Origin of the sequence: Klebsiella sp. RHBSTW-00215, assembly GCF_014103785.1 — a bacterium.
Lineage (GTDB): Bacteria > Pseudomonadota > Gammaproteobacteria > Enterobacterales > Enterobacteriaceae > Klebsiella.
The window spans coordinates 1,179,606-1,193,361 of the sequence record NZ_JABXQS010000001.1; the positions used below are offsets into that span (position 1 = coordinate 1,179,606).

Annotated in this window: 13 protein-coding genes; 7 read left to right on the forward strand and 6 right to left on the reverse strand. The window is 53.4% G+C overall.

Annotated features, from left to right (window positions below; all coding sequences use genetic code 11):
• Window positions 1–82 precede the first annotated feature (82 nt).
• The 4 genes from HV127_RS05700 (at window position 83) to ghrB (ending at window position 4,153) form a co-directional block, all read left to right on the forward strand.
• Window positions 83–832, forward strand: a complete 750-nt coding sequence (locus HV127_RS05700; RefSeq protein ID WP_182235262.1) for a sugar phosphate isomerase/epimerase — start codon at window positions 83–85, stop codon at window positions 830–832.
• Window positions 833–835: 3 nt separating this feature from the next.
• The gene (locus tag HV127_RS05705; protein ID WP_182235263.1) at window positions 836–1,774 is read left to right on the forward strand and encodes a sugar kinase; all 939 of its coding nucleotides are present in this window, start codon (window positions 836–838) and stop codon (window positions 1,772–1,774) included.
• Window positions 1,775–1,876: 102 nt separating this feature from the next.
• A complete protein-coding gene (locus tag HV127_RS05710; RefSeq protein WP_182235264.1) occupies window positions 1,877–3,157 on the forward strand; it encodes an MFS transporter in 1,281 nt (426 codons plus the stop codon).
• Window positions 3,158–3,181: 24 nt separating this feature from the next.
• Entirely contained in the window at window positions 3,182–4,153 is a 972-nt protein-coding gene (gene ghrB / locus HV127_RS05715; protein WP_182235265.1) for a glyoxylate/hydroxypyruvate reductase GhrB, read from the forward strand.
• Window positions 4,154–4,203: 50 nt separating this feature from the next.
• On the opposite strand, the gene HV127_RS05720 is transcribed toward ghrB, so the two are convergent.
• Complete coding sequence (locus HV127_RS05720; protein ID WP_110276247.1) at window positions 4,204–4,914, reverse strand: DUF3053 domain-containing protein; 711 nt, start codon at window positions 4,912–4,914, stop codon at window positions 4,204–4,206.
• A 441-nt stretch (window positions 4,915–5,355) separates the two neighbouring features.
• Between HV127_RS05720 and HV127_RS05725 the strand changes: the two genes are divergently transcribed.
• The 3 genes from HV127_RS05725 (at window position 5,356) to cspA (ending at window position 7,716) form a co-directional block, all read left to right on the forward strand.
• The gene (locus tag HV127_RS05725; RefSeq protein WP_182235266.1) at window positions 5,356–6,714 is read left to right on the forward strand and encodes an aromatic acid/H+ symport family MFS transporter; all 1,359 of its coding nucleotides are present in this window, start codon (window positions 5,356–5,358) and stop codon (window positions 6,712–6,714) included.
• Window positions 6,715–6,952: 238 nt separating this feature from the next.
• On the forward strand, window positions 6,953–7,243 hold the full coding sequence (locus HV127_RS05730; RefSeq protein ID WP_182235267.1) for an HTH-type transcriptional regulator: 291 nt from the start codon (window positions 6,953–6,955) through the stop codon (window positions 7,241–7,243).
• A gap of 260 nt (window positions 7,244–7,503) precedes the next feature.
• On the forward strand, window positions 7,504–7,716 hold the full coding sequence (gene cspA, locus HV127_RS05735) for an RNA chaperone/antiterminator CspA (RefSeq protein WP_110276250.1): 213 nt from the start codon (window positions 7,504–7,506) through the stop codon (window positions 7,714–7,716).
• Between the two features lie 19 nt (window positions 7,717–7,735).
• On the opposite strand, the gene yidD is transcribed toward cspA, so the two are convergent.
• From yidD to glyQ, 5 genes are all read right to left on the reverse strand, one after another.
• The gene (gene yidD / locus HV127_RS05740; RefSeq protein WP_228727451.1) at window positions 7,736–8,146 is read right to left on the reverse strand and encodes a membrane protein insertion efficiency factor YidD; all 411 of its coding nucleotides are present in this window, start codon (window positions 8,144–8,146) and stop codon (window positions 7,736–7,738) included.
• 118 nt (window positions 8,147–8,264) lie between these two features.
• Window positions 8,265–9,884 carry an ATP-binding cassette domain-containing protein gene (locus tag HV127_RS05745; protein ID WP_182235268.1) on the reverse strand — a complete coding sequence of 540 codons (1,620 nt, stop codon included), beginning with the start codon at window positions 9,882–9,884 and terminating at the stop codon, window positions 8,265–8,267.
• Window positions 9,885–10,189: 305 nt separating this feature from the next.
• Window positions 10,190–10,342, reverse strand: coding sequence for a type I toxin-antitoxin system toxin HokA (gene hokA / locus HV127_RS05750; protein ID WP_110276253.1), 153 nt, complete (start codon window positions 10,340–10,342; stop codon window positions 10,190–10,192).
• 326 nt (window positions 10,343–10,668) lie between these two features.
• Complete coding sequence (gene glyS, locus HV127_RS05755; RefSeq protein WP_182235269.1) at window positions 10,669–12,738, reverse strand: glycine--tRNA ligase subunit beta; 2,070 nt, start codon at window positions 12,736–12,738, stop codon at window positions 10,669–10,671.
• Between the two features lie 9 nt (window positions 12,739–12,747).
• Entirely contained in the window at window positions 12,748–13,659 is a 912-nt protein-coding gene (gene glyQ, locus HV127_RS05760) for a glycine--tRNA ligase subunit alpha (RefSeq protein WP_110276255.1), read from the reverse strand.
• Between the last annotated feature and the right edge of the window lie 97 nt (window positions 13,660–13,756).

The window sequence follows — 13,756 nt, forward strand, 5'->3', positions numbered from 1 at the left end:
TTGAACATCTTAACCTTTGCTTTGGAACCGATACCATCTAGCGTAATAAACAACGCATTAGATAATCGCCGGGAGTGTTGGGATGGCCAGAAAAATTATTGTCGTAACCGCCGCGTACGGGAATGACCACGTTAAGGCGCTGGGTGGACAGTCCGCCGTACTGCCGTTTATCGCCGGTTCCGGTGCGGACGGCGTGGAAATTCGCCGCGAACTGTTTAGCGCTGATGAACTGAACCACCTGCCAGAACTGGCCGCAGACATTGAGCATCGCGGCCTGCTGGCCTGTTACTCCGCGCCAGAAGCCCTGTTTGCCGCTGACGGCTCGCTCAATCCGCGCCTCTCTGGCTTTTTACAGGAAGCGCAGACCCTTAACGCGCTGTGGCTAAAGCTCTCGCTGGGCCACTTTCGTCACCACAATGATCTGGAAACCCTGCGCGATATTCTGCAGGAGAGCGGAATGGCGCTGGTGGTGGAAAACGATCAGACCGACTGCGGCCAGCTGGCGCCGATGCAGCGCTTCAAAGCCGCCTGCCGGGTGAATCAGCTGCCGATCACTCTCACCTTTGATATGGGCAACTGGCTGTGGGTCGGCGATTCGCCGGAAGAAGCCGCACGCCAGCTGGCCCCCGCGGTCAGCTATATCCACGTTAAGGCAGCGGAACCGCACCATTCGCACTTTCGTGCCGTGCCGCCGGACGAAGCGTCCAACCGCTGGCTGGCGCTGCTCGACAATCTGCCCGCCGATGTTCCACGCGGGATTGAATTTCCGCTGACTGGCCATGACCTGACGGCCGTGACCCGCCGCTACGTCAACCTGTTACGCGAGGATTAAGTTATGCAAAAAACGTTAGATGTCATCACCATAGGCGAAGCCATGGCGATGTTTGTCGCTACCGAAACCGGCGAACTGGCTGAAGTAGAGCACTTTATGAAACGCATCGCGGGCGCAGAGTTGAACGTCGCTACCGGCCTGGCCCGCCTGGGCTTAAGCGTCGGCTGGGTGAGCCGCGTCGGCGAGGATAGCTTTGGTCACTTCGTCCTCAACGCGCTGGCGAAAGAGGGGATCGATGCGCACGGCGTGAGCAAAGATGGCCGCTACGCTACCGGCTTTCAGCTGAAATCTAAAGTTGAAAATGGAACCGATCCCATTGTGGAATATTTCCGCAAAGGCTCCGCCGCCAGCCATCTTTCGCCAGATGATTTTAACGAAGCCTATTTCGCCAGCGCTCGTCACCTGCACTTAAGCGGCGTAGCCGCCGCGCTGTCGGAAAGCTCGTACGCCCTGCTGGATCACGCGGCCCGTACCATGAAGGCTCAGGGAAAAACCCTCTCATTCGACCCCAATCTGCGTCCGACGCTGTGGAAAAGCGAAGCCGAGATGGTGGAAAAACTGAACCAGCTTGCTTTTCAGGCCGACTGGGTTCTTCCCGGCTTAAAAGAGGGGATGATTCTGACCGGTCAGCAGACGCCGGAAGCCATCGCGGACTTCTATCTCACCCGCGGCGTACGCACGGTAGTGATTAAGACCGGCTCTGATGGCGCCTGGTATAAAACCGCCGATGGCGAACAAGGAGCCGTGGCGGCAATAAAAGTGGATAACGTCGTCGATACCGTCGGCGCGGGCGATGGTTTTGCCGTCGGGGTGATTAGCGCCCTGCTGGAGGGCCAGCCGCTGCGCCAGGCGGTACAGCGCGGTAATAAAATTGGTTCGCTGGCCATCCAGGTCCAGGGGGACAGTGAAGGATTACCCACCCGCGAGGCGCTGGGCGAATAATCCGGTTCAGCACAATATCATAGCCGTCCTGTACCCTACATGCAGCGCGGCGTAACGCACCTTATCGATGATGAGTGTCACCTCACTAACAGAGGCAAGCCTATGAAAAGCTCGACGAACGCAACAAAACGCTGGTGGTACATCATGCCTATCGTGTTTATCACGTATAGCCTGGCGTACCTCGACCGCGCCAACTTTAGCTTCGCTTCGGCGGCGGGAATTACTGAAGATCTGGGCATTACCAAGGGTGTTTCTTCCCTGCTGGGGGCGCTGTTCTTCCTTGGCTACTTCTTCTTCCAGATCCCCGGCGCCATTTATGCGGAACGCCGCAGCGTGCGCAAACTGATTTTTATCTGCCTGATTCTGTGGGGCGGCTGCGCCTCGCTGACCGGGATGGTGCACAACATTCCCGCGCTGGCGGCGATCCGCTTTATTCTTGGCGTCGTGGAGGCGGCGGTGATGCCGGCGATGCTGATTTACATCAGCAACTGGTTTACTAAATCCGAACGTTCGCGGGCCAATACCTTCCTGATCCTCGGCAATCCGGTCACGGTACTGTGGATGTCGGTGGTTTCCGGCTATCTGATTCAGGCCTTAGGCTGGCGTGAAATGTTTATCATCGAAGGTGTCCCGGCGATCCTTTGGGCTTTCTGCTGGTGGGTGCTGGTGAAGGATAAACCATCCCAGGTGAACTGGCTGGCCGAAAGCGAGAAAGCTGCTCTGCAGGAACAACTGGAACACGAACAGCAGGGTATTAAAGCCGTACGTAACTACAAAGAAGCCTTTCGCTCACGCAACGTTGTTCTGCTGTGCATGCAGTACTTTGCCTGGAGCATCGGGGTTTACGGCTTCGTTCTGTGGCTGCCGTCGATTATCCGCAGCGGCGGCGAAAATATGGGTATGGTCGAGGTTGGCTGGCTTTCATCCGTTCCTTACCTGGCAGCGACTATCGCGATGATCGTTGTCTCATGGGCATCCGATAAAATGCAGAACCGTAAGCTGTTCGTCTGGCCGCTGTTGCTGATTGCCGCCTTTGCTTTTATGGGGTCCTGGGCCGTTGGCAGCGATCATTTCTGGGTATCTTATATTCTGCTGGTTATTGCCGGTGCGGCGATGTACGCCCCTTACGGGCCTTTCTTCGCCATCATCCCTGAGATGCTGCCGCGCAACGTTGCTGGCGGCGCGATGGCGCTGATCAACAGCATGGGTGCACTCGGTTCCTTCTTCGGTTCATGGTTTGTGGGCTATCTTAACGGCACCACCGGCAGCCCTTCGGCCTCGTACATTTTTATGGGAGTGGCGCTTTTCGTCTCGGTATGGCTTACTTTGATTGTTAAGCCTGCTAATAATCAAACCCTTCCGCTTGGCGCACGTCACGCCTGAACCCTTAACACAACGGAGATCCGCATGAAGCCGTCAGTTATTCTCTACAAAACGCTTCCCGACGACCTGCAACAGCGTCTGGAACAACACTTTACCGTCACTCAGGTCAAAAACCTGAGTCCGGAGACCGTTTCGCAGCACGCCCCGGCGTTCGCTGAAGCGGTAGGTCTGCTGGGTTCCAGCGAAAAAGTCGATACCGCGTTACTGGAGAAAATGCCCAAGCTTCGTGCGACCTCAACCATCTCCGTCGGCTACGACAACTTCGACGTCGATGCGCTGAATGCCCATAAGGTGCTGTTGATGCACACCCCGACCGTGCTGACCGAAACCGTCGCCGATACCGTAATGGCTCTGGTGTTAAGCACCGCGCGTCGGGTGGTTGAAGTTGCTAATCGCGTGAAGGCCGGAGAGTGGACCAAAAGCATCGGCCCGGACTGGTTTGGCAACGATGTGCATCACAAAACCCTCGGGATCGTCGGCATGGGCCGCATTGGGATGGCGCTCGCCCAGCGTGCGCATGCGGGCTTCGGCATGCCGATTCTCTACAACGCTCGCCGCCAGCACCCGCAGGCGGAAGAGCGCTTTAACGCCCGCTATTGCGATCTCGACACCCTGTTACAGGAAGCGGATTTTGTCTGCCTGATCCTGCCGTTGACCGAAGAAACCCATCACCTGTTTGGTAAAGAGCAGTTTGCCAAAATGAAATCTTCCGCCATCTTTATCAACGCCGGACGCGGTCCAGTGGTTGACGAGAAAGCGCTGATTACCGCCCTACAGGAAGGTAAAATTTATGCCGCCGGGCTGGATGTGTTTGAACAAGAGCCGCTGGCGAAAGACTCCCCACTGTTAAGCCTGCCGAACGTCGTCGCGGTGCCGCATATTGGCTCAGCAACGCATGAGACTCGCTATAACATGGCGGCCTGCGCAGTGGATAATCTGATTGATGCCCTGAACGGCAAAGTCGAGAAGAACTGCGTGAATCCGCAGGTGAAGTGAGAAAAGAAAACCCGGGCCAGGGTCAAGCCGTGCCCGGGTTGTCAGAACCGTTAACGGGTTGCGTTAACTGCCGCAGTCCATGCCTGGTTAAAGGCCTGGTGCTGAGCGGCCAGCGGCCCAATCAGCGTATTATACTGACTGGCCTGCTGTGAAGTCGGGAACTGAATACCGTTCGCCACGAAGCTCACCTGCGCTTCCTGCTGAGCAACAAAATCGCCCACCTGCACCAGCTGCTGGGTAAATACCTGCGCGGCTGGAATCAGCGGCTGTAGCGCATTCGCCGGAGCGGTCACCACTTTGTTATAAACCTGGTCGAAGACCGGCTTGAGATCGTCACCCTGTTTCAGCGCACCGTGTGCAGCGTCCGCCTGCATTTTTGCGTTTTCCAACTGTTGGCTTAATACGCCTAAAGCGCCGTTTGCCTGACGTAGCGGTTCACGCTGAGTCATATAATCCTGCGGGACACGAATCGCATTTACGCTATCAACCACCGGACGCAGACCGGCATCCATCGCCTGGCTCACCTGCTGTGAATAGCCATAAATCACCGCATAATCGGAGACGAAAGGCCCGAACTGTTTTTTCTGATCGGCGGTCAGCGTCGGCAGACGTTCGCCGCTACGCATTGCCGTATTTTGCAGGAAGTCGATGAACGCTTTGCGCTGATCGCCTTCTTTATCAAAACATCCACTCAGGCTAACCACCATTAACAGGGCTGCAATAGCCGCAAACCAGCGAGAGCAGGACTTTCCTGTCGCCATTTTTTTACTCCTTTCAGCCAAAAAAAGCGCAAACAGGCACACACGTGCCAGACGCTGACAAGGATAGTCCAGGTCGGCCTTGCAGGATACCTTTTCCTGACAATCTTCCGCCTTAAAATGCCGGTTATCGCTGTTTTAGCGCGCAATAATATCGTCTGTTAAGTTCATCACAATTACCACCATCCCTCGCCCAGGCCAGGACCGAATTAACAAACTGATTTTATTTAAATTTATTGCGTATCTTTGCTTTTACATTAGCAAAGCGGACGATAATCGCACGCTTCCCGACTAGCCTACATTGCCTGAAATGCCGTTCGATGATTTTATTAAATGAGCGATTAACGACAGTTCGTTCGATAATCGCACAAACAACATCAACGCCCGCGAGGGAGATAATAATAATCTATTGCTGTCCCCCGCTCTGCCTGCCAGGAATGCCGCATGAAGAAAACAACCATCGATATTCAGGCTTTTATCAATGAACATCCCTTCACGAAATACCAGTGGATGATTCTGGCCTTATGTTTTATCACCGTCGCTATGGACGGGTTCGATACCGCGATAATCGGATTTATTGCCTCCGACCTTGTACAGGAATGGGGGGTCGAAAAGTCAGCGTTGGGCCCGGTGATGAGCGCCGCGTTAGTGGGGCTTGCCGTCGGCGCGCTGACAGCCGGACCGCTAGCCGACCGCGTTGGGCGTAAGAAAGTGCTGATTATGTCAATCGTGGTTTTCGGTAGTTTCAGCCTGCTGACCGCCTTTGCCACAAGTCTCAATCAGTTGACGCTACTGCGTTTTCTGACCGGACTTGGACTGGGCGCCGCCATGCCAAACGCCGCGACGCTGATGAGCGAATATGCCCCCGAGCGCCGTCGGGCGCTGATGGTTAACCTGATGTTTGTCGGCTTTCCGATGGGCTCATCGCTGGGAGGTTTCCTCTCCGCCTGGATGATCCCTCACTACGGCTGGCAAAGCGTGCTGGTGCTTGGTGGCGTGATGCCGTTGCTGTTAGCGGTAGTGCTGATCTTTCTCTTACCCGAATCAGCGCGATATATGGTGGTGAAACAGCAGCCAGCACAGCATATTGCTGCCATTTTGCGCCGCATCGCTCCCGTTCCTGAACACGCTGAATTTGAACTACGCGAAGCGGGGCAGGTAAAAGAGAAATCGGCCATTGGGGTGATTTTCTCACCACGCTATGCCGTGGGGACCGTGATGCTCTGCCTGACCTACTTCATGGGCCTGCTGATTTTCTATTTACTGACCAGTTGGCTGCCGCTGTTAATTCGCGAAACCGGCGCAACCATGAGCCAGGCCTCGATTATTACCGCGTTGTTCCCGCTGGGTGGCGGCATTGGCGTGCTCATCCTCGGCGCATTGATGGATAAGATCAACCCGAACAAGGTCGTCGCCGTAGGTTGGCTGCTGACCGGAGTATTCGTTTGTCTGGTCGGTTTCTCAACCAGCAGCCTGCTGTTGATGGGTGTGATGGTGTTTATCGCGGGCAGTATTATGAACGGCGCGCAATCGTCGATGCCTGCGCTGGCTGCCGGATTCTATCCAACACAAGGACGCGCGACCGGCGTTGCCTGGATGCTGGGCATTGGGCGCTTTGGCGGCATTCTTGGCGCATTTAGCGGCGTATTCCTAATGGAAGCTCAGCTATCATTCGAGACTATTTTTACTCTATTGGCCATCCCGACGTTCTTGTCCGCCATCGCATTATTGGTGAAATACAAACTGAGCCAACGACAATCCACGGCCCCACAGGGTGAAGTCGATAAGCTGCAAAAGGCGTAACCCATAAGGCCAGCGGGAACGCGCTGGCCTTTTCTGCTTTTCTTCTTAACTGTTTACAATAATTTTCTAAACAGGCTGGCCCCATTATTAATCATCATCTTACCCAGACCATGACCCATCAGAAGAAACCGCGTCGGCAAATAATCACCTACGTGATCATTCTTAGATCTTTTTTGCGACTATTCTTAAGAGGCTCTACAAATTTCAACCTCCGCTGTATGAAAGAGAGGAGCTCTCAATGGAATATAAAGATCCTGTATTTGAATTAATGAGCAACCTGGAACAGATTATTTTTAAAGATCAAGCACAGGCGGCAACCCTGACGCGCAAGTCCGCCGCATTCAGCGAATTTGAACAGCTACGCAAAGGTACCGGGCTCAAGATAGATGATTTCGCCAATGCCATGGGCGTCAGCGTAGCAATGGTACAAGAGTGGGAATCGAGACGCCTGAAACCCTCTTCCACCGAGATGAAATTAATGCGCCTTATTCAGGCGAACCCACAGCTTTCAAGACAGATCATCGACTAACAATTTAGGCTATACTTCGTTCAGGCTGACGGTCCTGTTAAGGACCGTTTTTAAGCCAGTGAAAAAAAAGTTTGCCATCACGGCGCGAAAATGCGTTAATGCTCGCAGGTTTGATTTAAAGACCACAGAGTATTCGAATAGAGCAGTCCTTCAAAGGTTATCGTTGATACCCCGGTAGTGAACTTTCCCTTTATCGCTTCAAATCTGTAGTCCAGACCGTAACGCCGAAAGGCTCATTTATTTTTTAAAGGTAATTCGCTATGTCCGGTAAAATGACTGGTATCGTAAAATGGTTCAACGCTGACAAAGGTTTCGGCTTCATCACTCCTGACGATGGTTCTAAAGACGTGTTCGTACACTTCTCTGCTATCCAGAACGAAGGCTACAAATCTCTGGACGAAGGTCAGAAAGTTTCCTTCACCATCGAAAGCGGCGCTAAAGGCCCGGCAGCTGGTAACGTAAACAGCCTGTAAGCTTAAAAAGCTCAAAATTTCAAGTCCCTGCCAAACGGCGGGGATTTTTTTTATCTGCGATAACCTTTAAAACGCAGGGAAGAGCAGTCACAAGGACATTCCAAATCCGGCAGAGGGATTCTCGGTAATGAGTCCGGCAGATAAGTGCAACACTGGCCATCACAGCCCGAAAGGCCACAATCATCACACTCCTTTTTACGTTTCGGATCGTCTTTAGGCTTTTGTTTTTGCAAAGTTTCAGCCGACAGTCACTGAAACGCTGACGAATCTCTCCCCAGCCGCCAATCACACCTTTCTGTTGGATAATCTCTTTGACCGCTCCCGAGCATCCTTGCGTATGATGCAGAGCGCCATAAGCACAGCGATATCCTTTACGGGGAGAGATAACACGCTGATAGAAAACGATGAATTTCAAAATCAGGTTATTCATATAGGCCTTTTATGCCGGATACGACATGAACGGCAATAATAACCACCTTTTCTATAAGACTAATATAAATGGATTCTCAAAAAATAATTTGCTCAATCGAGAACCCATCTATCACTATTCAATACGCGCCAGCAAACCAGCCGCTTTCCCGCCACTCAAGAAAGTGGGTCAGATTCAGAGATTGTAAAAAAGCTTCATCATGCGACACAACCAGTATCGCGCCGGGAAACTGTTCTAGCGCTTTTTCAATCGCCTGAGTGGACGCCAGGTCGAGATGATTTGTGGGCTCATCAAGTAACAGTAATTGCGTAGCTTCCCGCCGCCAGAGCACACAGGCCAGCGCCGCCTTTAGTCGTTCTCCTCCGCTTAGGGCCGATAATGGTAGATGGACTTTGTCCGCCCCCAGCTGTAATTGCGCCAATTGGCTGCGTAGTGCACCTTCTTCTAATGGCGTATCGCCGAGATTCAGATGCATCATCACCGATAGCGACAAATCTAACTGACTCAGGTGCTGATCTAAATACGCTGCGTGAACGGATGAGTGACTGACTCCTGACTGAGCAGGTTCTAGCCCCAGCAGCGTTTTAAGCAGCGTCGTCTTACCGCAACCATTGGGGCCGCGCAGCGCCACCCGCATCGGCCCATCAAGCCGCCAGCTCAGCGGTAGCATATGCACATGCGCCAACTGCAACGTTTCCAGCTCCAGCACCTGTTTTCCCGCAGCGACCTGGCTACCGGGCAAAGTAAACATCACCGGGCTGTCCTCCTCTACCCGTTCACGCGCCTGTACTACCGCATCGTTGAGAGCACTATTTTGTTCACGATGCTGGCGCTTAAGGGTGCCGGGGCGCTCTTTCGCCGCCCCTTTGTAAGCCACCCGTTCGAATGAGGCGATATTTAGCGTGTCGATAGTCCGTAACGTCTGCGCAGAGCGCCGCTGGCAGGCATCATGCTCTTTTTGCATACGTGCGCGGGTACGTCTTCGCTCAGTGGCGGCATGTTCCAGCGCGGTGCGAGCCGCTTGTTGTTCCAGCTCGCGCTGCTGCTGATAATCCGCGTAGTTTCCGCCATAGCTGCGCAGAGCCACGGGCGTCAGCTCAAGGATGCGCGGCATTCTGGCCAGCAACTCCCGGTCATGGCTGGCAATCAGCGCCCCGCCACGCCAGCGTTCAAGCTGCTGATACAGCCACTCGCGGCCCTGTCGGTCCAGATGGTTGGTGGGTTCATCAAGCAGTAAATAGTCCGCGCCACTGAGAAATGCTCTACATAACAGCGCTTTCACGCGTTCACCACCGCTCAGCGAAGAGGCCGGACGTTTGGGGGAAAATTCACCTAAACCAGCATCCATGAATCCTGTACTCAGGCGATCAGGAAGATCCCAAAAACCATCAAGATGTTCAAGATCGTCAGCACGTCCTTCACCTCGATTCAGGCGAGCCAGAGCAGTGAAAACGGATTCAAAGCCTAATAACTCAGCCAGCGTAGTATTTGGGGTCATCGCATGCTGCTGCGCCACGTATCTAACTGAAGCAATACGCTCGATACTTCCGCCAGACGGCGAGTCAACCCCCGCCAGCAAACGCAGAAGCCTGGTTTTTCCGACGCCATTGCGCCCAACCAGGCCACAGAGGGAGCCTTCGAGCGATAAATTCAGCGGACCAAAAAGCGTATCTCCTGTCGCAAACTGACAGGTGACCTGATGCAAAATAAAAGAAGGGGACTGGGCACTATGAGCCATAAGCACTCCTGAATGAAATTAATACCTCCCCTGCCCGCAAATAGCGCCAAGCAAGGAGCGAAATTCATCAGTCGTGTTTGTTCATTTGTTGCGTGCTCTCCAGTAAGACGAGGGATTCGTCGGGACATAGGATAGCCACATCGCGGCAGGGATTTCAAGCCTGTTTTTTCAACAGGTAGACAGACAGGGGGAAAAAGGCCTCCTGATATCAGGAGGCAAAACATTTATTTGATGAAAAATGAAAGGGTGCATTGAGAATGCTTAACACCAAAAGAATGGTGGGGATAGCTCCCCACCAGACACTCTTACTGTTTAATTTCACAGGCTAAGAATGCCACCAGCTCAATATTTCCCTGCCTGAGTTGTAATTCACACAGTGAATCGCGAACCATCCAGGTAAATAATAAAACAGTGAAGCAAATCACTATTAAGCCAAACAACAGATACTTTTGCGGCATTCCTCGCCTCCAGTGTTGATTTTCAACAGGTAAGAGGCTACTCTTATGGTGTTGATGCATAGGGGAGCCTCACTTTGATTACCATCAGGTGGGGCTTTTCTCTATCTGTCTCCTGCAGAATACCTGAGACAAACAGTCTCAAGCACCCGCAAGCATTCTACCTTAAATATCCAACAAGACGGCGTTGATATATTCCTAAAAAATTTCCCACTGCTGAATGAAATTAATAAAAGCATTAATTAGAGAATTATTAACGGTTCACTTATTTATATTTCAGACACAAAAAAACCTGCCCAGAGGCAGGTCTTTTATTATTAACGATACGCTTACTGCAGCAGAGAAATATCCGCTACCTGCAGGAACAGATCGCGCAGCTTAGACAGCAGCGTCAGGCGGTTTACCCGCACGTTCTGATCTTCAGCATTAACCATCACGTTCTCGAAGAATTCATCTACCGGTTCACGCAGAGAGGCCAGCTCAATCAGAGCTTCCTGATAACGGCCCTCAGCGAAGTACGGTTGCAGTTTATCGCGCAGCACGACTAAATGGCCTGCCAGCTTAATTTCTGCCGCGTCTTTCAGTACGGAAGCATGAACGATATCGTTCAGCGTTACGTCTGATTTCGCCAGAATGTTGGAGACTCGCTTGTTCGCTGCCGCCAGCGCAGCAGACTCTTCGAGGGTACGGAAGTGCGAAACCGCCTTCATACGCGCATCAAAGTCTGCCGGACGAGTCGGACGACGCGCCAGTACCGCCTGAATGATATCAACGGTATAGCCTTCGTCCTGATACCAGGCACGGAAACGACCGAGCATGAAATCGATAACTTCATCGACAACTTTCGCATTAGTCAGCTTGTCACCGTACAGACGTACCGCTTCTTCGGTCAGCGTTTGCAGATCCAGATTCAGGTTCTTCTCGACGATGATGCGCAGCACGCCCAGCGCGGCACGACGCAGCGCAAACGGGTCTTTATCGCCTTTCGGATGCTGACCGATACCAAAGATACCCGCCAGGGTGTCCATCTTATCGGCAATCGCGACGGCACAGGCAACCGGGTTGGACGGCAGGTCATCACCAGCAAAGCGCGGCTGATACTGCTCGTTCAGCGCGACAGCCACATCTTCCGCTTCGCCATCGTGACGTGCGTAGTGCATACCCATCACGCCCTGAGTGTCGGTGAACTCAAAGACCATGTTGGTCATCAGGTCGCACTTGGACAACAGGCCCGCGCGGGTGGCATGATTAACGTCAGCGCCAATCTGCTCGGCAATCCAGCCCGCCAGCGCCTGAATACGGTCAGTCTTGTCGCGCAACGTACCCAGCTGTTGCTGGAACAGCACGGTTTGCAGACGCGGCAGATGGTCTTCCAGGCGTTTTTTACGGTCGGTATTAAAGAAGAATTCGGCATCCGCCAGACGTGGGCGCACAACCTTCTCGTTGCCGGAAATAATCTGAATCGGATCTTTCGATTCGATATTAGCGACGAAGATAAAGTTCGGCAGCAGTTTGCCGTCGTTCGCGTAAACCGGGAAGTACTTCTGGTCACCTTTCATGGTGTGAACCAGCGCTTCAGACGGTACGGCGAGGAATTTCTCTTCGAATTTTGCGGTCAGAACAACCGGCCATTCAACCAGGGAAGTCACTTCTTCCAACAGGCTTTCGCTCAGATCGGCATTACCGCCAATTTTACGCGCAGCTTCTTCAGCATCGGCTTTGATTTTCGCTTTACGCTCGGCGTAATCGGCAATCACTTTGCCGCGCTGGCGCAGGATTTCAGGATACTGGTCGGCATTGTCGATGGTGAATTCAGGCTCGCCCATAAAGCGGTGACCACGAATCACACGGTCAGACTGGATACCCAGAATCGTTGACGGAATAACTTTGTCGCCCAGCAGCAGCGTCACGGTGTGAACCGGACGCACAAAGTGCACGTCTGACGCGCCCCAGCGCATCAGCTTCGGGATTGGCAGCTTCGCCAGCGAGGTGGCAATCATATTCGGCAGCAGCGCTTCGGTGCTTTCGCCCTTCACGTGTGCGCGATACAGCAGCCATTCGCCTTTGTCGGTGGTCAAACGCTCAGCCTGATCGACGGTGATACCGCAGCCACGCGCCCAACCTTCGGCCGCTTTGCTCGCTTTGCCTTCGGCATCGAACGCCTGGGCAATCGCCGGGCCGCGTTTTTCGACTTCGCGATCGGCTTGCGCCGCCGCCAGATTTGCCACTTTCAGCGCCAGACGACGCGGAGCAGCAAACCATTCAACTTTACCGTGCTCGAGGCCAGCGTTATCCAGCTCCGCAGTCACGTTCGCAGCAAAGGATTCAGCCAGGCTGCGCAGTGCTTTTGGTGGCAACTCTTCAGTGCCGATTTCCACCAGGAAAGTTTTCTCAGACATGGCCGCCTCTTATTTATTCTTGTTGCACATCGGGAAGCCAAGGGCTTCACGGGAAGCATAGTAAGCTTCAGCCACTGCTTTGGTCAGAGTGCGGATGCGCAGAATATAGCGCTGACGCTCGGTGACGGAGATGGCTTTACGCGCGTCCAGCAGGTTAAAGCTATGGGCGGCTTTCAGAATACGCTCGTAGGCAGGCAGCGGCAGCGGGTTTTCCAGCGCCAGCAGCAGCTGAGCTTCTTTCTCATACTGCTCAAAGCAGGAGAACAAGAAGTCGACGTCTGCATATTCGAAGTTGTAAGTCGATTGCTCGACTTCGTTCTGATGGAACACGTCGCCGTAGGTGGTTTTACCCAGCGGGCCGTCGCTCCAGACCAGGTCGTAAACGCTGTCTACGCCCTGAATGTACATCGCCAGGCGCTCCAGGCCGTAGGTGATCTCACCGGTAACCGGTTTACACTCCATACCGCCGACCTGCTGGAAGTAGGTAAACTGCGTCACTTCCATGCCGTTCAGCCACACTTCCCAGCCCAGACCCCAGGCTCCCAGCGTTGGGTTTTCCCAGTTGTCTTCCACGAAGCGAATATCGTGAATAGTTGGATCCATACCCAGCTCTTTCAGAGAACCGAGGTACAGCTCCTGAATGTTATCCGGAGAAGGTTTAATCACCACCTGGAACTGATAGTAGTGCTGTAAACGGTTCGGGTTTTCACCGTAGCGGCCGTCGGTCGGACGACGAGAAGGCTGAACATAGGCGGTAGCCATCGGCTCTGGCCCCAGCGCGCGCAGGCAAGTCATGGGGTGAGAGGTGCCGGCGCCAACTTCCATGTCCAATGGTTGAACAATGGTGCAGCCCTGGCGAGCCCAGTAATCCTGTAAGGTCAGGATCAAGCCCTGGAAGGTCCTGGTATCAAACTTTTGCATATTATTTCGTGCTGGATACGTGTGGATTTAAAGGAAGGGATCAGTATACCCGCTGACTGAGAGATATACAGTATGAAACAGGGTTGTTTAAGGAAAA